The sequence below is a fragment of the Dryocola mayonis genome, from assembly GCF_051307045.1.
Lineage (GTDB): Bacteria > Pseudomonadota > Gammaproteobacteria > Enterobacterales > Enterobacteriaceae > Dryocola.
Genome location: NZ_CP150452.1, coordinates 1,444,220 through 1,461,323 on the forward strand (window position 1 = coordinate 1,444,220; position 17,104 = coordinate 1,461,323).

Annotated in this window: 20 protein-coding genes and 2 pseudogenes; 15 read left to right on the plus strand and 7 right to left on the minus strand. The window is 55.3% G+C overall.

The window, feature by feature from the left end:
- The first annotated feature begins 45 nt into the window (after positions 1-45).
- The 13 genes and pseudogenes from WLO32_RS07020 to WLO32_RS07080 all read left to right on the plus strand — a co-directional run bounded on the left by WLO32_RS07020 (position 46) and on the right by WLO32_RS07080 (position 10,156).
- Positions 46-345: a YbjC family protein gene (locus tag WLO32_RS07020; RefSeq protein WP_435947714.1), complete on the plus strand. Its 300-nt coding sequence runs from the start codon at positions 46-48 to the stop codon at positions 343-345.
- Positions 329-1,051 carry an oxygen-insensitive NADPH nitroreductase gene (nfsA, locus tag WLO32_RS07025; RefSeq protein WP_435947715.1) on the plus strand — a complete coding sequence of 241 codons (723 nt, stop codon included), beginning with the start codon at positions 329-331 and terminating at the stop codon, positions 1,049-1,051. The genes WLO32_RS07020 and nfsA overlap by 17 nt, the downstream gene beginning before the upstream one ends.
- A 63-nt stretch (positions 1,052-1,114) precedes the next feature.
- Complete coding sequence (gene rimK, locus WLO32_RS07030; RefSeq protein ID WP_435947716.1) at positions 1,115-2,017, plus strand: 30S ribosomal protein S6--L-glutamate ligase; 903 nt, start codon at positions 1,115-1,117, stop codon at positions 2,015-2,017.
- Positions 2,018-2,131: 114 nt separating this feature from the next.
- The gene (locus WLO32_RS07035) at positions 2,132-2,611 is read left to right on the plus strand and encodes a YbjN domain-containing protein (RefSeq protein ID WP_435947717.1); all 480 of its coding nucleotides are present in this window, start codon (positions 2,132-2,134) and stop codon (positions 2,609-2,611) included.
- A gap of 384 nt (positions 2,612-2,995) precedes the next feature.
- Positions 2,996-4,108, plus strand: a complete 1,113-nt coding sequence (gene potF, locus WLO32_RS07040; RefSeq protein WP_435947718.1) for a spermidine/putrescine ABC transporter substrate-binding protein PotF — start codon at positions 2,996-2,998, stop codon at positions 4,106-4,108.
- A 155-nt stretch (positions 4,109-4,263) separates the two neighbouring features.
- Positions 4,264-5,397: a putrescine ABC transporter ATP-binding subunit PotG gene (gene potG, locus WLO32_RS07045; protein WP_435947719.1), complete on the plus strand. Its 1,134-nt coding sequence runs from the start codon at positions 4,264-4,266 to the stop codon at positions 5,395-5,397.
- 10 nt (positions 5,398-5,407) lie between these two features.
- The gene (potH, locus tag WLO32_RS07050) at positions 5,408-6,361 is read left to right on the plus strand and encodes a putrescine ABC transporter permease PotH (RefSeq protein ID WP_435947720.1); all 954 of its coding nucleotides are present in this window, start codon (positions 5,408-5,410) and stop codon (positions 6,359-6,361) included.
- Positions 6,358-7,203, plus strand: a complete 846-nt coding sequence (gene potI / locus WLO32_RS07055; RefSeq protein ID WP_435947721.1) for a putrescine ABC transporter permease PotI — start codon at positions 6,358-6,360, stop codon at positions 7,201-7,203. The genes potH and potI overlap by 4 nt, the downstream gene beginning before the upstream one ends.
- 77 nt (positions 7,204-7,280) lie before the next feature.
- Entirely contained in the window at positions 7,281-7,754 is a 474-nt protein-coding gene (locus WLO32_RS07060) for a YbjO family protein (RefSeq protein ID WP_435947722.1), read from the plus strand.
- 48 nt (positions 7,755-7,802) lie between these two features.
- On the plus strand, positions 7,803-8,930 hold the full coding sequence (gene rlmC / locus WLO32_RS07065; protein ID WP_435947723.1) for a 23S rRNA (uracil(747)-C(5))-methyltransferase RlmC: 1,128 nt from the start codon (positions 7,803-7,805) through the stop codon (positions 8,928-8,930).
- Between the two features lie 127 nt (positions 8,931-9,057).
- Positions 9,058-9,525 (plus strand): DUF943 family protein, encoded by a 468-nt coding sequence (locus tag WLO32_RS07070; RefSeq protein ID WP_435947724.1) that lies wholly within the window; start codon positions 9,058-9,060, stop codon positions 9,523-9,525.
- 53 nt (positions 9,526-9,578) lie between these two features.
- Positions 9,579-9,701, plus strand: a pseudogene (locus WLO32_RS07075) (DUF3289 family protein); the annotation flags it as partial.
- Positions 9,698-10,156 (plus strand): DUF943 family protein, encoded by a 459-nt coding sequence (locus WLO32_RS07080; RefSeq protein WP_435947725.1) that lies wholly within the window; start codon positions 9,698-9,700, stop codon positions 10,154-10,156. The pseudogene WLO32_RS07075 and the gene WLO32_RS07080, both read left to right, overlap by 4 nt.
- A gap of 103 nt (positions 10,157-10,259) precedes the next feature.
- Here the strand turns inward: WLO32_RS07080 and artJ are convergent, their stop codons facing one another.
- From artJ to WLO32_RS07110, 6 genes are all read right to left on the minus strand, one after another.
- On the minus strand, positions 10,260-10,991 hold the full coding sequence (artJ, locus tag WLO32_RS07085) for an arginine ABC transporter substrate-binding protein ArtJ (protein WP_435947726.1): 732 nt from the start codon (positions 10,989-10,991) through the stop codon (positions 10,260-10,262).
- A 162-nt stretch (positions 10,992-11,153) separates the two neighbouring features.
- The gene (gene artM / locus WLO32_RS07090) at positions 11,154-11,822 is read right to left on the minus strand and encodes an arginine ABC transporter permease ArtM (RefSeq protein ID WP_435947727.1); all 669 of its coding nucleotides are present in this window, start codon (positions 11,820-11,822) and stop codon (positions 11,154-11,156) included.
- Entirely contained in the window at positions 11,822-12,538 is a 717-nt protein-coding gene (gene artQ, locus WLO32_RS07095) for an arginine ABC transporter permease ArtQ (protein WP_435947728.1), read from the minus strand. Before artQ ends, artM begins: the two co-directional genes overlap by 1 nt.
- Before the next feature lie 10 nt (positions 12,539-12,548).
- Positions 12,549-13,280 (minus strand): arginine ABC transporter substrate-binding protein ArtI, encoded by a 732-nt coding sequence (gene artI, locus WLO32_RS07100; RefSeq protein ID WP_435947729.1) that lies wholly within the window; start codon positions 13,278-13,280, stop codon positions 12,549-12,551.
- Between the two features lie 20 nt (positions 13,281-13,300).
- The gene (gene artP, locus WLO32_RS07105; RefSeq protein ID WP_435947730.1) at positions 13,301-14,029 is read right to left on the minus strand and encodes an arginine ABC transporter ATP-binding protein ArtP; all 729 of its coding nucleotides are present in this window, start codon (positions 14,027-14,029) and stop codon (positions 13,301-13,303) included.
- A 226-nt stretch (positions 14,030-14,255) separates the two neighbouring features.
- Positions 14,256-14,783, minus strand: a complete 528-nt coding sequence (locus WLO32_RS07110; protein ID WP_435947731.1) for a lipoprotein — start codon at positions 14,781-14,783, stop codon at positions 14,256-14,258.
- 107 nt (positions 14,784-14,890) lie between these two features.
- Between WLO32_RS07110 and WLO32_RS07115 the strand changes: the two are divergent.
- Positions 14,891-15,215 (plus strand): annotated as a pseudogene (locus WLO32_RS07115) (heavy metal-binding domain-containing protein).
- Positions 15,212-16,042: an N-acetylmuramoyl-L-alanine amidase gene (locus tag WLO32_RS07120; protein ID WP_435947732.1), complete on the plus strand. Its 831-nt coding sequence runs from the start codon at positions 15,212-15,214 to the stop codon at positions 16,040-16,042. Before WLO32_RS07115 ends, WLO32_RS07120 begins: the two are co-directional and overlap by 4 nt.
- A gap of 5 nt (positions 16,043-16,047) precedes the next feature.
- Here the strand turns inward: WLO32_RS07120 and WLO32_RS07125 are convergent, their stop codons facing one another.
- Positions 16,048-17,055 (minus strand): NAD-dependent epimerase/dehydratase family protein, encoded by a 1,008-nt coding sequence (locus WLO32_RS07125; protein ID WP_435947733.1) that lies wholly within the window; start codon positions 17,053-17,055, stop codon positions 16,048-16,050.
- Between the last annotated feature and the right edge of the window lie 49 nt (positions 17,056-17,104).

The window sequence follows — 17,104 nt, forward strand, 5'->3', positions numbered from 1 at the left end:
CTAACCAGGATATAATAAGGCGCTAACTGCCTGTGGAGATAAAGGATGCGTTCACTCGGTGCTCTGCCAGGGCCGGTACTGCTGCTTGAAGTTATTGGCATCGGCTTTTTGCTTCTTTCCTGGCTTTCCCTGCACGGCTACGTCTTGCTACCGGCGCCAATCGGTAGTGCGGGCGCGGCCATTGTCATGGTATTTTTGGGCATTGCGCTGATGATCCCGGCGGCAGCGATGATGGTATGGGCCATGGCGCAAAACATTGCTCCGCTGTTGACCAAAGGCCAGCTGCCAGAAGATAAATCGCCAACCGATAAAACGAAGGAAAAACGAGATGACGCCGACCATTGATTTGCTATGCGCCCACCGCTCTATTCGCAAGTTCACCGCTGAGCCCATCACCGACGAACAGCGCGCGGCGATTATAGCCGGTGCCCAGTCGGCCTCCAGCTCCAGTTTTTTGCAGTGCAGCTCAATAGTCCGTATTACCGATAAGGCGATGCGCGAACGGCTTGTAACGCTTACCGGCGGGCAGCCGCACGTGGCGCAGGCCGCGGAGTTTTGGGTATTTTGCGCCGATTTCAACCGCCTGTTGCAGATTTGCCCGGACGCGCAGCTGGGCCTTGCTGAACAGCTGCTGTTAGGCGCGGTGGACACCGCGATGCTGGGGCAGAATGCTTTTACCGCCGCCGAATCCCTGGGCCTGGGCGGCGTTTATATCGGCGGCATTCGTAACAGTATCGAAGCGGTAACCGAACTGCTCGGCCTGCCAAAGTATGTTCTGCCGCTGTTTGGCCTGTGTCTTGGCTGGCCCGATCAGGATCACGGGATAAAACCGCGTATGCCTGCCGGTTTGCTGGTGCATGAGAATCACTACCGGCCGCTTGATAAAGAGCTGCTCGAGCAGTACGACGAGGAGATGGCGCAGTACTACCTTTCCCGCGACAGCAACGCGCGCCGCGATACCTGGAGCGACCACATTCGCCGCACCCTAATCAAAGAGAGCCGTCCTTTTATTCTGGATTATTTGCACAAGCAGGGCTGGGCTACGCGCTAACGGCTGCGGCGGTGATATGCTAAGCGCGCCGTTATTATCAGACTGCAAACGCTGAGGTGCAGGGTGAAAATCGCCATTTTGTCCCGGGATGGAACGCTTTATTCATGTAAACGCCTGCGTGAGGCGGCTTTGCGCCGCGGCCACGCGGTGGAAATTATCGATCCGCTGTCATGCTATATGAACATCAACCCGGCGGCCCCGTCGGTGCATTACAAGGGGCGCCAGCTTCCTCATTATGACGCGGTGATCCCGCGCATCGGCTCGGCCATTACCTTTTACGGTACGGCCGTGCTGCGTCAGTTCGAGATGCTGGGAAGCTATCCGCTTAATGAGTCCGTCGCCATCACCCGGGCGCGCGATAAGCTGCGTTCTCTGCAGCTGCTCGCGCGTCAGGGGATTGACCTGCCGGTAACGGGCTTTGCCCATTCCCCGGACGACACCAGCGATCTGATTGATATGGTGGGCGGCGCGCCGCTGGTGGTGAAGCTGGTGGAAGGCACCCAGGGCATTGGCGTGGTGCTGGCGGAAACCCGTCAGGCCGCCGAAAGCGTTATCGACGCCTTTCGCGGGCTGAATGCGCACATCCTGGTGCAGGAGTACATTAAGGAAGCGAAAGGGGCGGATATCCGCTGTCTGGTGGTCGGCAATGAGGTCGTGGCGGCCATTGAACGGCAGGCGAAACCCGGCGACTTCCGGTCGAATCTGCATCGTGGCGGGCAGGCAAACCAGGTCACCATCAGCGAACGAGAGCGTGAAATTGCTTTGCAGGCGGCGGCGACTTTAGGGCTTGATGTGGCGGGGGTGGATATTTTGCGCGCCAGCCGCGGCCCGCTGGTGATGGAAGTCAACGCCTCTCCCGGTCTGGAAGGCATTGAAAAGACAAGCGGCGTCGATATCGCGACGCTTATGATCAAATGGATAGAGCTGCAGGCGCAGCCCGGCTTTTGTCTGAAAACCGGCGGCTGAGCCCTTATCCGGCGCAGAAACACCGCCGGAGCGGGCGCATAAACATAGTATGAAGCGCCATTTTTGCGTAAGCTATGGCGCGACTTTAACCATCTTTAAGAGGCATCTGCATTTATGGATTCACTCGTTGTCCCTACTCTGGACACCTTACGCCGCTGGCTGGATGAAATTGGCGTGACTATTTTCGAGTGCGATACCTGCCAGGCGCTGCATTTGCCGCATATGCAGAATTTCGATGGGGTTTACGATGCCAAAATCGATCTGGTGGATAATATCGTGCTGTTTTCGGCGCTTGCTGAGGTAAAACCTTCCGCTTTGCTGCCGCTGGCCTCCGATCTCTCTTCGATCAACGCAAGCTCGCTTACCGTGAAAGCCTTTCTCGACGTGCAGGATGATAATCTGCCGAAGCTTGTGGTCTGTCAGTCGCTGCAGGCGGCGGTGGGCATTACGCGCGATCAGTTCGCCGCCTTCGTCAAACAGAGCGAAGAGCAGATCTCCATGGTCATCCTGGAAGCCTGCGCAAACCAGCTGCTGTATATTTCGGAAGAGGAAGAGCCGGTCGGCACGGTTATTCAAACGCACTTTCTCCACTAACCGCGGCTTAATCAGGCGCAGTGGCTGCCAGGCTCGCTGCGTTCTGCAAATTTTTGTTCTGCATTAATCGCTAATAATCAGCATTATTCTCTCCACTCATGCCTTCCGCAAGCGATCTCATAGACCAAATATCCTTAAAAAATTGATAAAAGGCGTTTTTTTCTCCGCGCTCTGTTCGCCAACCCTGGCTACAGTTATTCTTGCGGGGCTGCCAAAAGCGTGCAACGTCTGCAGAAAATGTCCGGGTGTTTTTTTACTGCAGACTGAATAGAGATGCATGATTCTTGCATGTCTCGAATGTGAGAACTTCACGCGTATAAGCCGTATTGAGTAAATTAAGCCCGCGCCTGCGGGGTTTTACCCTTTATTCAGAAGGAATGAGATATGTTCGCCCAACGTAAAAAATGGTTGTCGGCTTTGGTTGCAGGTGCGCTGATGGCGGTGTCTGCCTCAACGCTTTCGGCAGAACAAAAGACGCTGCACGTCTATAACTGGTCTGATTATATCGCGCCGGACACGCTGGCAAACTTCACCAAAGAAACCGGCATTAAAGTGGTGTACGACGTTTTTGACTCTAACGAAGTGCTCGAAGGGAAGCTGATGGCCGGCAGCACCGGTTACGATCTCGTCGTTCCCTCATCTCAGTTCCTGGAGCGCCAGGCCCAAGCCGGCATCTTCCAGCCGCTTGATAAAAGCAAACTGCCAAACTACAAAAACCTCGATCCGGAAATGCTCAAGCTGGTGGCGCAAAACGACCACGATAATAAATACGGCATTCCGTACATGATGGTGACGACCGGTATCGGCTATAACGTCGAGAAGGTGAAGGCCGTGTTGGGCAAAGATGCGCCGGTGGACAGCTGGGATCTGATCTTCAAGCCGGAAAACCTTGAAAAGCTTAAAAGCTGCGGCGTTTCATTCCTTGACGCGCCGAGCGAAGTGTACGCCAGCGTGCTGCATTACCTGGGCAAGGATCCTAACAGTTCCGATCCGAAGGATTACACCGGCGCGGCCAACGATCTGCTGATGAAGCTGCGTCCTTCCGTGCGCTATTTCCATTCGTCCCAGTACATCAACGATCTGGCGAACGGCGATATCTGCGTGGCCATCGGCTGGTCCGGCGATATCCTGCAGGCGGCTAACCGCGCCAAAGAAGCAAAAAATGGCGTGAATATTGCTTACACCATTCCTAAAGAGGGAGCGATGGTGTACTTCGATATGTTCGCCATGCCAACCGATGCCAAAAACAAAGACGAAGCGTATCAGTTCCTTAACTACCTGATGAAGCCCGACGTGGTGGCGAACATCAGCAACCATGTTTATTACGCCAACGCCAACAAAGAGGCCACGCCGCTGCTGAGCGCCGAAGTGCGGGATAATCCGGGGATTTACCCACCGGCCGAGGTGCGTGCGAAGCTGTTCACACAAAAGGTGTTGTCGCCGAAAGTTGACCGTGTGATCACGCGCGCGTGGACTAAAGTTAAAACTGGGAAATAAGTAAACCTGTTAGCCACTTAACAGGATTTGCCACGGGGCAGGGGCACCCAGATGGTGCAGCTGCCCCATTACGGACGCGGGCAAAAACCTGCGTCGCGTCATTAGTACGGCAACCGGGCCGTACCCTTCTATGCTTTTGCCGGAGAGCAACATAATTGAACGACGCTATCCCCCGCCCGCAAGCGAAGATTCGTAAAGCGCTGACACCGCTGCTGGAAATCCGCAATCTGACCAAATCCTTCGACGGGCAGCACGCCGTGGACGACGTCAGCCTCACTATCTACAAAGGCGAAATTTTTGCGCTGCTTGGGCCTTCCGGCTGCGGAAAATCGACGCTGCTACGCATGCTGGCCGGTTTTGAGCCGCCCAGCGCCGGGCAAATCATGCTCGACGGCGTGGATTTATCGCACGTTCCGCCGTACCAGCGCCCGATCAATATGATGTTCCAGTCCTATGCGCTTTTCCCGCATATGACGGTTGAGCAGAATATCGCCTTCGGCCTCAAGCAGGACAAGCTGCCAAAGGCGGAAATAACCCAGCGCGTGCAGGAAATGCTGGCGCTGGTGCATATGCAGGAGTTTGCTAAACGTAAGCCGCATCAGCTTTCCGGCGGCCAGCGCCAGCGCGTTGCTCTGGCAAGAAGCCTGGCAAAACGGCCAAAGCTGCTACTGCTCGACGAGCCGATGGGCGCGCTGGATAAAAAGCTGCGCGACCGTATGCAGCTTGAGGTGGTGGACATCCTCGAACGCGTCGGCGTGACCTGCGTGATGGTGACGCACGACCAGGAAGAGGCGATGACCATGGCGGGACGCATCGCCATTATGAACCGCGGCAAGTTTGTGCAAATTGGCGAGCCGGAAGAGATTTATGAGCATCCGACAACCCGCTACAGCGCCGAGTTTATCGGCTCCGTTAACGTGTTCGAGGGGCTGTTAAAAGCGCGTGAAGAAGACGGATTGATCATCGACAGCCCAGGGCTTGTTCATCCGCTGAAAGTGGATCCTGACTCGTCTGTGGTTGACGGCGTGCCGGTATACGTCGCGCTGCGCCCGGAAAAAGTCACGCTCTGCGACGAGCCGCCGGCCGACGGCTTCAACTTTGCGGTGGGCGAAGTGGTGCATATCGCCTATCTGGGCGACCTCTCCATTTACCACGTGCGCCTGAAGAGCGGGCAGATGATTAGCGCGCAGATGCAAAACGATCGGCGATTCCGCAAAGGTGCTCCCACCTGGGGCGACGAAGTCCGCCTTTGCTGGGACGCGGACAGCTGCGTGGTTCTGACAGTTTGAGGGAGGGCGCATGAGTCTGTTAACCGAACGCCCGGCCGGGGCGCCGACAGGCGGCTTTAAATCCTGGCTGGCCCGTATGCAAATGGCGCACGGCCGTAAGCTGGTCATTGCCCTGCCGTACCTGTGGCTGATCCTGCTGTTTATGCTGCCGTTCCTGATAGTCTTTAAGATAAGCTTTGCGGAAATGGCGCGCGCGATCCCGCCGTATACCGATCTGATGACGTGGGCGGACGATCAGCTTTCGCTGGCGCTGAACTTCGCTAACTACTTCCAGCTTACCGACGACCCGCTGTATGCGGAGGCCTATTTACAGTCGCTGCAGATCGCCGCCGTTTCCACGCTTTGCTGCCTGGCGATGGGTTATCCGCTCGCGTGGGCGGTGGCGCACAGCAAGCCTTCGACGCGTAATATCCTGCTGCTGCTGGTGATCCTGCCGTCGTGGACCTCGTTCCTGATCCGTGTTTACGCGTGGATGGGGATCCTGAAAAACAACGGCGTGCTTAATAACGTGCTGATGTGGCTGGGCGTTATCGACCAGCCGCTGACCATTCTGCACACCAACCTTGCGGTGTATATCGGCATTGTTTACGCCTATCTGCCGTTTATGGTGCTGCCGATTTACACCGCGCTGACGAGAGTAGATTATTCGCTGGTGGAAGCCTCGCTGGACCTGGGCGCCCGTCCGCTGAAGACCTTCTTTAGCGTAATTGTGCCCTTGACCAAGGGCGGGATTATCGCCGGCTCTATGCTGGTGTTTATTCCTGCGGTAGGGGAGTTTGTGATCCCGGAACTGCTGGGCGGGCCGGACAGCATTATGATCGGCCGCGTGCTGTGGCAGGAATTCTTCAATAACCGCGACTGGCCGGTGGCCTCAAGCGTCGCCATCATCATGCTGCTGCTGCTGATCGTGCCGATTATGTGGTTCCACAAATACCAGAACAAAATGGCGGGGGAGCACGCATGAACAACTTACCGGTAGTGCGTTCTCCGTGGCGGATTGCCATTCTGGCTATCGGTTTTACCTTCCTGTACGCGCCGATGCTGATGCTGGTGGTTTATTCCTTCAATAGCTCAAAGCTTGTGACGGTCTGGGCGGGCTGGTCGACGCGCTGGTATGCGGAACTGTTCCATGATTCCGCCATGATGAGCGCGGTGGGCCTGAGCCTGACGATTGCGGCCGCGGCGGCAACCATGGCCGTGGTGCTGGGAACCATCGCGGCGGTGGTGATGGTGCGCTTCGGCACGTTCCGCGGCTCTACGGGCTTCGCGTTTATGCTAACCGCACCGCTGGTCATGCCGGACGTTATCACCGGCCTGTCTTTGCTGCTGCTGTTCGTCGCCCTGGGGCATGCGATTGGCTGGCCGAGCGACCGCGGCATGCTCACCATCTGGCTTGCGCACGTCACCTTCTGCACCGCCTACGTTTCGGTGGTGATAGCCTCCCGCCTGAGAGAGCTTGACCACTCAATCGAGGAGGCCGCCATGGACCTTGGCGCGGCGCCGCTGAAGGTCTTTTTTGTGATAACGGTTCCGATGATCGCCCCGGCGATTATTTCCGGCTGGCTGCTGGCCTTCACCCTCTCCCTTGACGATCTGGTTATCGCAAGCTTTGTCTCCGGGCCCGGGGCTACAACGCTGCCGATGCTGGTGTTCTCAAGCGTACGCATGGGGGTTAATCCGGAAATTAACGCCCTGGCGTCGATTATTCTCGGCGTGGTAGGGTTGATTGGGCTTATCGCCTGGTGGTTTATGGCGCGAGCAGAAAAGCAGCGACTGCGCGATATCCAGCGTGCAAGGCGTGGCTGAAACGCTTAAAATCTGCAATTATTGTTACCTCCAGTGCCGCGCCCGACGCGGCACTGTGCCGTATGGAACGCGAGGTCATGCAAATTTTCAGGAAACGACGTAGTCATCAAGCCAAATTAAACGTCCCCACGCTTGTGGCGGTGGCGGCCATCGCGATCCTGACAACCCGCGGTCTGGATTTGCTGATGCTGCTTAATCTGCTGGGCGTACGGGGGATGATGGATTTTGTCCACCGCAGCGTGCAAACCTGGAGCCTGACGCTTATTTTTCTCGGCAGCCTGGTTTTGCTGTGCGTTGAGGTGCGCTGTGCTTTTGTCATCCTCAAAGGGCGCACGTGGGGGCGCTGGCTCTATCTCGCCACCCAGGTGATAGCGGTAAGCTACCTGTGGGCGGCCTCGGTGGGCTGGGGCTATCCCGAGTTATTCAGCATCCCCGGCGAGTCGAAGCGTGAGATTTTTCACTCGCTGATCACGCAGAAGCTGCCGGATTTGGTGGTGCTGTTCCTGCTTTTTGTCCCGCCGCGCAGCAGGCTTTTTTTCAAACTTCAGTAAGCGCGCGGTGATACAATCTGCGCCCTCGTCTTATTTCAGGGTTTTACTATGCTTTGCGCGCTTTATGATGCTGGCCGTTGCCGCTCCTGTCAGTGGATTGAACAGCCCGTTTCCGATCAGCTCACCGTTAAAATGAACGACCTGCACAGGCTGTTGGGCGACGTGGCGGTGAAAGAGTGGCGCGCGCCGGTCGGCGGACCGGAACTGGCATTTCGCAACAAAGCTAAAATGGTCGTCAGCGGCAGCGTGGAAAAACCGCTGTTAGGCATGCTGCACAGGGACGGCAGGCCGGAAGATTTAACCGACTGCCCGCTGTATCCGGCCTCTTTCCAGGCTGTTTTCGCCGTGCTGAAACCCTTTATCGCGCGCGCGGGCCTGACGCCCTATAACGTCGCGCGCAAACGCGGCGAGCTGAAATATCTGCTGCTGACCGAAAGCCGGCTGGACGGCGGGCTGATGCTGCGCTTCGTGCTGCGCTCGGAAAGCAAGCTGGAGCAGCTGCGGGCGGCGCTGCCCTGGCTGCAACAGCAGCTGCCGCAGCTAAAAGTTATCTCGGCTAATATTCAGCCCGTGCATATGGCCATTATGGAAGGCGAGCAGGAGATACCGCTGAGCGAACAGCGCGCGCTGGAAGAGCGGTTCAACGGCGTGCCGCTGTATATCCGTCCGCAAAGCTTCTTTCAGACTAACCCCGTGGTTGCCGCAGCGCTTTACGCAGCCGCGCGCGACTGGGTGCGGGCGCTGCCGGTTAAGCATATGTGGGATTTATTCTGCGGCGTGGGCGGATTTGGCCTGCACTGCGCGACTGCCGATATGAAGCTAACCGGCATAGAAATCGCGCCGGAGGCTATCGCCAGCGCGCGCCAGTCGGCGGAAAAACTGGGGCTGACGGATATTCATTTCCAGGCGCTGGATTCCACGCAGTTTGCCACCGACCAGCAGGATATTCCCGATCTGGTGCTGGTTAACCCGCCAAGGCGCGGCATCGGTCAGGCGCTGTGCTATTACCTTAACGGCGTTGCGCCACAATACATCGTTTATTCAAGCTGCAACGCGCAGACCATGGCGCGGGACATCTCGTCACTGTCAGGCTATCGCGTCGAGCGGGTGCAGCTATTCGATATGTTCCCGCATACGGCGCATTATGAAGTTTTAGCGCTGCTGGTAAGGCAATAAATCGCCCGCGCCCGTCCTGTCGCTGGCGATTGCAAAATCAGATATTTGTACACGGATAAAAGTTACCTGCCATTCAGTTATATGTTAAAAAAGCATTTCGGCGTTATAAACAAAGGAATGTTTTACTATGTCCGCATTACGCTTCCCGCGCAGAGTATGCTTATTGCTTTTACTGCTGGCAGCTATCTTCACAGGGTATATAGCCTGTCGGGATTTACAACCAGTGAAAATTATCGCCGTTCATAATGAGGGGAATTTTTCTGATATTCTTGTGAAAAACTTCCCTGTTACCGAACGGGGAAGAATAGATTGGTGGCTAAAAAATAAAGATATGCTTAAAGAAAAATTTCATATACCTGAGCCTGCTTCGAACGGCTTCTTTTTTGTAAAAGTATGGGATTTTGCTGCAGGGTATAGGGAGCAGGGGAAATATGACCGACTCTGCTTTGATGAAATGAAAACAAAAACAAACTGCATAGAAAAAAACTCCTTAATGCTGGTCAGAAATGACGGGGAAAATGAAGTGTCTTTTGCTATTGGTGAAAACCTGTACAAAAAAGATAAAAACGGCAAATACAGCAGATCGGATAACTAACAGATAATGGAATTTATCGCCCATAATACCTGGGGCGACGTACATCACATTAGTTCAGGCAGTTCCGCTTCTTTCGTATCTGGTTTGTTCTTCAACGATATAATCAATTTGGTTTTCGACCCTTTATGACCGATATGGAGACCGTAATAGAACTAAAAGGAGAGCGTAAAAAGTGAAAACTAAAAAAAATCTGCTAATCCTCCTGGGGTTAATACTCGTCGTTTTTTTATATATTACTTATCGTGATCTGCAGCCGGTAGAAATTGTAGGGGTCCATCAAAGGAATAATTACAGCAGCGTTTTGGTAAGGAATTTTCCTGTAACTAACCACGGGAAAATTGATTGGTGGTTTAAAAATAAAGGTATGTTAAAGGAGAAGTATGATATACCAAAGCCAGCTGGCTATGGCAACTTTACGGTAATTGTTTGGGATTTCGCTAAAGGCTATCTTGAGGAAGGAAAATATGACCGGCTTTGTTTTGATGAAATGAAAACAACAGCAAATTGTATAGAGAAAAATTCTCTTGCCAGAATAAGTTACAGTGAGAGAGAGGGATTATCTTTCGTTGTTGATGATAATGGTGAGTACAAAAAAGATAAAAACGGCAAATACAGCAGGGCGGATAACTAATCGTCTCACGCTTTCTTTCGCGCCAGCCAGAAACGCTGTGTCATTGCCGGGAAATGTTTAACGCAGGCTCTCTTTTAAAGACAGAGCCTACGTAAGGGAAAACTTACTGCGGGAACCACTTATCGCTGATTTTCTGCCAGGTGCCGTCAGCCTTAATCGCCGCCAGCGCATCGTTTAGCTTTTTCAGCAACGCCTGGTTTTCCGGGCGTACCGCAATGCCAAGGCCGGTGCCGAAGTATTGCGGGTCGGTCACGTGTTCGCCCACGGTACCAAGCTGTGGATTGGTTTTCAGCCATTCGTTCACCACCGCCGTATCGCCAAAGACCCCGTCAATGCGGCCATTTTTCAGGTCGATAATCGCATTCTGGTAGCTGTCGTAGGATACGGTTTTGATTTCCGGATGCTTATCCTGCAGGTATTTCTGATGCGTGGTGCCGTTTTCCATACCGATACGCTTGCCTTTCAGATCTTCCAGAGACTTAAACGCCCCTTTTTTGGCGATCACCACGGCGGAGTTCGCGTAGTAAGGGGTGGTAAAGGCGACCTGCTTGCTGCGTTCCGGCGTGATGTCCATGCCGGAGATCACCGCGTCGTATTTACGGAATTTCAGTGACGGGATCAGGCTGTCGAAGGCGTGGTTGGTAAAGGTACACTCGGCCTGCAAATGTGTGCATAAAGCGTTAGCAAGATCGATGTCGAAACCGACGATCTGATTACTGGCATCCAGCGATTCAAAAGGCGGATAGGTTGCCGAAGAACCAAAGCTAATCTTGTCTGCTGCAGCGGCGTTGAAAGCGGCTGTAGCGAGCATGGCGGCCATTAATAACTTCTTCATCTGTGCTGCTCCCGTCTGTCATGTTTATGCTGTAATCGTCGTTTCCCGACGTCAGACAACCTTGCCAGCAAATGAATTTATATTCAATAAAAACGTATAATTATATCTATGTGAAGCGAAAAAAAGGCGGGGAAATTCCCCGCCTGAATTTGGTCTTAGCCGTCAGCTACGGCGTTCAAATGCCAGCGCTCGTCTTTCTATCAGGCGCATCAGCAGCGTCAGGCCGCCGTTAACCACCAGATAAACCAGGCCTGCCGCGCCAAACACCATGACGTCGTAGGTGCGTCCGTACAGCAGCTGCCCGTAGCCCATGACTTCCATCAGCGTGATGGTATAGGCAAGAGAGGTACTCTTAAACACCAGCACCACTTCGTTGGAGTAGGAAGACAGGGCGCGTTTAAATGCATAAGGCAGCAAAATCGCCAGCGTGTCTTTCTTGCTCATGCCCAGCGCGCCGCAGGACTGCCACTGGCCTTCCGGGATGGCGCGGATGGCGCCATAGAACAGCTGCGTGGTGTATGCGGCGCTGTTCAGGGAGAGGGCAATCAGCGCGCACAGCCAGGGCTCGGAAAGCAGATGCCAGAGCGCCGGATAGTTCTGAATCGACGGAAACTGCCCCGGCCCGTAGTAGATAAGGAAGATTTGCACCAGCAGCGGCGTACCGGTGAACAGCGTGATATAGGCGCGAACGATATGCACCAGCACCGGCGTTTTTAACGTCAGGATAATGGTGAAGATAAGCGATAAAATCAGCGCCACGACGATAGACGCCGCGGTCAGCGTCAGGCTGGTGTGCAGCCCTTTAAGCAGCTCCGGTAAATACTCAAGCATCAGCCGGGCCTCCGTTCAAAGCGCGTGGCGCGCCGATCGATACGTTTGAGGACGTACTGGCTCACCAGCGTAATCACCAGATAAATGGCCGCGGCAATCACATACCAGGTAAAAGGCTCCTGCGTACGGGTGGCGATGCTTTTGGTTTGCAGCATCAAATCGTTGACGCTGATAAGCGACACCAGTGCGGTATCCTTAAGCAGCACCAGCCACTGGTTGCCCAACCCCGGCAGCGCATGGCGCCACATTTGCGGCATCACCAGGCGGAAGAAAATCGCCACTTTCGACAGCCCCAGCGCCTGGCCTGACTCCCACTGCCCGACGGGCACGGCTTTCAGCGCGCCGCGCAGGGTTTGCGAAGCGTAGGCGGAATAGAGCAGGGAAAGGGCAATCACGCCGCACAGGAACGGACTGACGTCGAAGTTCTCAATCTGCATTTGTACCGGGATCTGCGCAAACCCAAGGTTGAGGGTAAAGCCGTCAGAGAGGGTCAACAGCAGCTGAGAGGAGCCGAAATAGATAAAGAGAACGACCAGGATTTCAGGCAGGCCGCGCAGCACGGTGACCAGCGCTGAGCCGACCCATGCCACAGGGCGCCATCTGGCGGACTCCCAGACAGCGAAGAGCATCGCCAGAGCAAGGCCGATGATCAGCGCGCAAACGGCAAGGCCGACGGTCATCCCGGCGGCGCTTGCTAAAGGAAACAGTTCGTTCATTCAGTGTGGCTTACTTCTGAAACCATTTTTCGTAGATGGTCTGGTAGGTCCCATCTTTCTTCACTTTCTCAAGGGCGGTATTGAACTTCGCCTGCAGGTCGGTATTGCCCTGACGAACCGCGATGCCCAGACCCGTACCGAAGTAGCCTTTATCGGTGACTTTATCGCCGATGGCCGCAAGTTTAGCATCGGCTTTCAGCCATTCGGTAACGACAGCCGTATCGCCGAACACCGCGTCGATGCGGCCGTTTTGCAGATCAAGCTTCGCGTTCTGGTAGCTGTCGTAAGGAACGGTGGTGATTTCCGGATGTTTATCCATGATGAATTTCTGGTGCGTGGTGCCGTTCTGCACGCCGACTTTTTTGCCTTTCAGCGCCGCGATATCGGCAACTTTGCCTTTCTGTCCGATGAACAGCGCAGAGTTGTCGTAGTACGGATTGCTGAACAGAACCTGCTTTTCACGCTCGGGCGTGATGTCCATGCCGGCCATTACCGCGTCGATACGGCGGAACTTCAGGCTTGGGATCAGGCTGTCGAAAGACTGGTTGGAGAAGGTGCAGGTTGCATCAATCTCTTTACACAGCGCGTTGGCCAAATCGACGTCGAAACCAACGATTTTGTTGCTGGCGTCCATCGACTCAAACGGAGGATAGGACGCTTCCGTGGCGAAACGAATCGTTTGTGCAGCCGTGGCAGACAGGCTCAGACCGGCGAGCAATGTGGCAAGCAGAACTTTTTTCATTGTCATTTTCCCGTTCAACATCAGTGAGATAAATAAAATTTAAAGGCTTCGGTTTGCGGGTTGGTAAAGCAACTCGCCGTGCCTTGTTCAACGATATGGCCGTTTTCCATGTACACCACGCGGCTGGCGGTTTTACGCGCCACTTCCACTTCGTGAGTAACGATGACCTGGGTAATATTGGTTTCTGCCAGTTCGCGAATGATGCTGACGATCTGCGCGGTAATTTCCGGATCCAGCGCGGCGGTTGGCTCATCAAACAGCAGGATCTGCGGCTCCATCATCAGCGCACGGGCAATGGCCACGCGCTGCTGCTGGCCGCCGGAAAGGTGCAGCGGGTAGCGATCCATATAGGGTTTGAGGCGCAGGCGTTCGAGCAGCTTATCGGCGCGCGCGCGGGCGGCATCTTTGCTTAAACCGAGGACGCGGCAGGGCGCTTCAATCAGGTTTTGCAGCACGGTCAGATGCGGCCAGAGATTGTACTGCTGGAATACCATGCCGACGTTCTGGCGCAGCTCGCGGATAGCCTTATCGCCGGGCGCTTTTGCGAAGTCGAAATGGTTGCCCGCAATGTCGAGCTGCCCGGATACCGGCATCTCAAGCAGATTGAGTACGCGCAATAGCGAGCTCTTGCCCGCACCACTTGGTCCAAGAAGCACCAGCGTTTCGCCATGCGGGCACTCAAGGGTGATATCGAACAGCGCCTGGTGTGCGCCGTAAAAGCAATTAATGCCGTTTAGTTGAATGCTCATTCGTTGCGGTTACATAGCAATTGAGGCCGCAAAGATTACCTTTAACAGAATAGTTATGCAATCTTTGTGCGTTAAAACTTAAAAACAACCGGGTTACACTCTTAAAAGTAGCACAAAATAGCGCGGCGGGATGGGGGCAAGAATAAATGTCGGAGTTATGCGAAAACTCCAGACTATTTATATGGGTTATAAATTCCACCCCGCCGGCGGTGCGAATAATCAGCAACTAGTTGGTTTCAATAGCCTGACGCAGGCTGCCGGAAGGCGCATGGCTGTTGTGGCCAAGGTAGCGAACGTCGTCCACCGCCCAGCACTGCCCTTCGCGCACCATCAGCACCTCATCCAGCCAGCTCTGGCTGCCTTTGGTGAGCCTTACGCGCAGCGGAATATTTCGTGCATCGGTATTCGGAATGGTGGAAGCGGATGCCACTTCGGCGCTGTCCGCTCCGTCGGCGCTGCTGGAGAAGATGTCCGCGCGCATAAACGCATTTTGCGCATTAGGCGAGGTGCTGGCTTTTTGCAGCTGCTGCGTTAAGGCATCGCTCAGGTAAGGACGCAGCCCGGTTAAACCGCTCGCGCCCTGGGATTTATGGGCTATGTGGTAGTCGTAGAACTGCTGCGCCACGCTGTCCGGGCCGCCGTCAACGCACGGGCCGCTGCGGGTGCCGATATCTTTAAAGGCGGGATTAACGCTGGTCGTACAGGCCGTGAGGAGCATGGCGCACGGAAGAAGGGCCAAAACTGAGCTGCGCATTTTTATTTCCTTATTTTCTCAGGAGGACTACCTTAGCATAGCGTATCGCTGTCAAAATGCGTGGCGGATAACGCGCTAAGATATTGATCCACTAAGAGGAGAAGCCAATGCAGTTTACGACTACCCCAACGCTTGAAGGACAGAGCATCACCGAATACTGCGGCGTCGTCACCGGAGAGGCTATCCTTGGCGCCAATATTTTTCGCGACTTTTTCGCCGGCGTGCGGGACATCGTCGGCGGCCCGCTCGGGCGCTTACGAAAAGGAGCTGCGTAAAGCCCGTGAAATCGCCTTTAAAGAGCTGCAGGAGCAGGCCGAGAGCCTGGGAGCGAACGCCGTTGTCGGCATTGATATCGATTACGAAACCGTAGGCAAAGAGAGCAGCATGCTGATGGTGAGCGTAACCGGTACGGCGGTGAAAACCCGTCGATGAAAGGTCGTATCGCCGCCTTAATTATTGCCGCGCTGCTGGCGGGCTGCGCCGGTGACACGGGCGTGATTGATAAGGGCGGCTATAAAATTGATACCCGCCGTCAGGCGCAGGCGGCTTATCCACGCGTAAAAGTGTTGGTTATTCATTACACCGCCGATGATTTCCACGGCTCGCTTTCAACGCTGACGGATAAAAACGTCAGCTCTCATTACCTCATTCCTGATAATCCGCCGCTTTCGGGCGGCAAGCCGGTTATCTGGCAGCTGGTGCCGGAAAGCGAACTCGCCTGGCATGCGGGAGCGAGCTTCTGGCGCGGCGCTACCCGCATTAACGACACCTCTATCGGCATTGAGCTGGAAAATCAGGGCTACAGCCGCCGGGGTGAGGTAAAGCAGTTTTACCCGTTTAACGCTGCGCAAATCGACGTGCTGGAAAAGCTCGCCAGAGAGATTATCGGGCGCTACCACATTGCGCCGCAGAACGTGGTCGCCCACGGCGATATTGCTCCGCAGCGTAAGGTCGATCCCGGCCCGCTTTTCCCCTGGCGGCAGCTGGCGCAAAAAGGCATTGGCGCATGGCCTGACGAGGCGCGGGTGGCGTTTTATTTAAACGGGCGCGATCCCTATGAACCTGTCGATACCGCAGGCCTGCTGGATTTGCTGTCCCGCTACGGCTATCAGGTTGATGCCGGAATGACGCAGGCCGCGCAGCGGCGCGTGATTAGCGCCTTCCAGATGCACTTCCGCCCGGCGCTGTACAACGGCGTGGCGGATGCGCAAAGTCAGGCTATTGTCGAAGCCCTGCTGGAGAAGTACGGGCAGGGCTGAGGGGCTTAGCGATGCAGGGTGCCGTGGTCTTTCAGCCACAGCGCGGTGCGGCGAATCCCCTCATCAAGTGAGACGATGGGCTGATAGCCCAGCTCGTTTTCGGCGCGCGTGGTGTCCAGCGTCAAATCAAAATTCAGCTTTGATACGCCGTAGTGCGTCAGCGCCGGTTCCCGGGCGGCCTTATTGCCGAATTTTTCCATGCCGCGCGCAATCATATCCAGCATTGGATAGGGTACGGAGCGGATGCGGCATTTGATATCCAGATCGTCAATCAGCTTCTGTACGATAGTGCGCAGCGGGCGCGCTTCCATATTGGTGATGTTGTAGGCGCGTCCGGAAGGCAGGTTGTCCCGCTCGGATGCCAGCCACATGGCATGGACGGCGTTTTCCAGATAGGTCATATCGACCAGCGCATCGCCGCCGCGCGGCAGCAGGACGCTGCCGTAGTGACGCATCATCTGAACCAGGCGCGGGAAGAACACTTTGTCGTGCGGGCCGAACAGGCTTTGCGGCCGCAAAATCGTAAAGCGCGTATGCGGGTTCGCCTGCGCCAGCAGCTGAATGACTTCCTCGCTTGCGGCCTTGCTGCGCGCAAATTCGTTTGCGAAGCGCACCGGGCGGAAGTCCTCGCTGATATTGCGGTGGTGGTGATAGTCAAAATAGAGCGACGGCGAGGAAATATGAATAAAGTTGCGTACGCCCCATGCCACGGCCCATTCGCCCAGACGGCGGGTTGCGCGCACGTTGGCGAGATCGAAGGCTTCCTGGGTGCCCCAGGGCGAAGTAAAGCTTGAGCAGTGCCAGAGCGTGTCGACGCCGGCCAGCATCACTTTTGCCTGCGAGGAGACGAGTTCGGTGAGGTCTGCATGAACAAACTCGGCGCCCATTTTCACCAGCAGTTTGCCCATCGCCTCGTTGCGGCCCGTAGCCCGAACGCTGATACCTTTCGCCCGTAAGTATTCGACCGCGTTTCGGCCTAAACCGCTGGTGGCGCCCGTGACCAGTACCTTCATGTAGACCAACTCGTTTTGGTTGAGAGTAACGCGGGCATTTTTCCGTGAA

Excerpts from the sequence above, each read along its gene's own strand:
- WLO32_RS07020 (WP_435947714.1), top strand. The coding sequence starts at position 46 with ATGCGTTCACTCGGTGCTCTGCCAGGGCCGGTACTGCTGCTTGAAGTT.
- nfsA (WP_435947715.1), top strand. The coding sequence starts at position 329 with ATGACGCCGACCATTGATTTGCTATGCGCCCACCGCTCTATTCGCAAG.
- WLO32_RS07035 (WP_435947717.1), top strand. The coding sequence starts at position 2,132 with ATGGATTCACTCGTTGTCCCTACTCTGGACACCTTACGCCGCTGGCTG.
- potF (WP_435947718.1), top strand. The coding sequence starts at position 2,996 with ATGTTCGCCCAACGTAAAAAATGGTTGTCGGCTTTGGTTGCAGGTGCG.
- potH (WP_435947720.1), top strand. The coding sequence starts at position 5,408 with ATGAGTCTGTTAACCGAACGCCCGGCCGGGGCGCCGACAGGCGGCTTT.
- potI (WP_435947721.1), top strand. The coding sequence starts at position 6,358 with ATGAACAACTTACCGGTAGTGCGTTCTCCGTGGCGGATTGCCATTCTG.
- WLO32_RS07060 (WP_435947722.1), top strand. The coding sequence starts at position 7,281 with ATGCAAATTTTCAGGAAACGACGTAGTCATCAAGCCAAATTAAACGTC.
- rlmC (WP_435947723.1), top strand. The coding sequence starts at position 7,803 with ATGCTTTGCGCGCTTTATGATGCTGGCCGTTGCCGCTCCTGTCAGTGG.
- WLO32_RS07070 (WP_435947724.1), top strand. The coding sequence starts at position 9,058 with ATGTCCGCATTACGCTTCCCGCGCAGAGTATGCTTATTGCTTTTACTG.
- artJ (WP_435947726.1), bottom strand. The coding sequence starts at position 10,991 with ATGAAGAAGTTATTAATGGCCGCCATGCTCGCTACAGCCGCTTTCAAC.
- artM (WP_435947727.1), bottom strand. The coding sequence starts at position 11,822 with ATGCTTGAGTATTTACCGGAGCTGCTTAAAGGGCTGCACACCAGCCTG.
- artQ (WP_435947728.1), bottom strand. The coding sequence starts at position 12,538 with ATGAACGAACTGTTTCCTTTAGCAAGCGCCGCCGGGATGACCGTCGGC.
- artI (WP_435947729.1), bottom strand. The coding sequence starts at position 13,280 with ATGAAAAAAGTTCTGCTTGCCACATTGCTCGCCGGTCTGAGCCTGTCT.
- artP (WP_435947730.1), bottom strand. The coding sequence starts at position 14,029 with ATGAGCATTCAACTAAACGGCATTAATTGCTTTTACGGCGCACACCAG.
- WLO32_RS07110 (WP_435947731.1), bottom strand. The coding sequence starts at position 14,783 with ATGCGCAGCTCAGTTTTGGCCCTTCTTCCGTGCGCCATGCTCCTCACG.
- WLO32_RS07120 (WP_435947732.1), top strand. The coding sequence starts at position 15,212 with ATGAAAGGTCGTATCGCCGCCTTAATTATTGCCGCGCTGCTGGCGGGC.
- WLO32_RS07125 (WP_435947733.1), bottom strand. The coding sequence starts at position 17,055 with ATGAAGGTACTGGTCACGGGCGCCACCAGCGGTTTAGGCCGAAACGCG.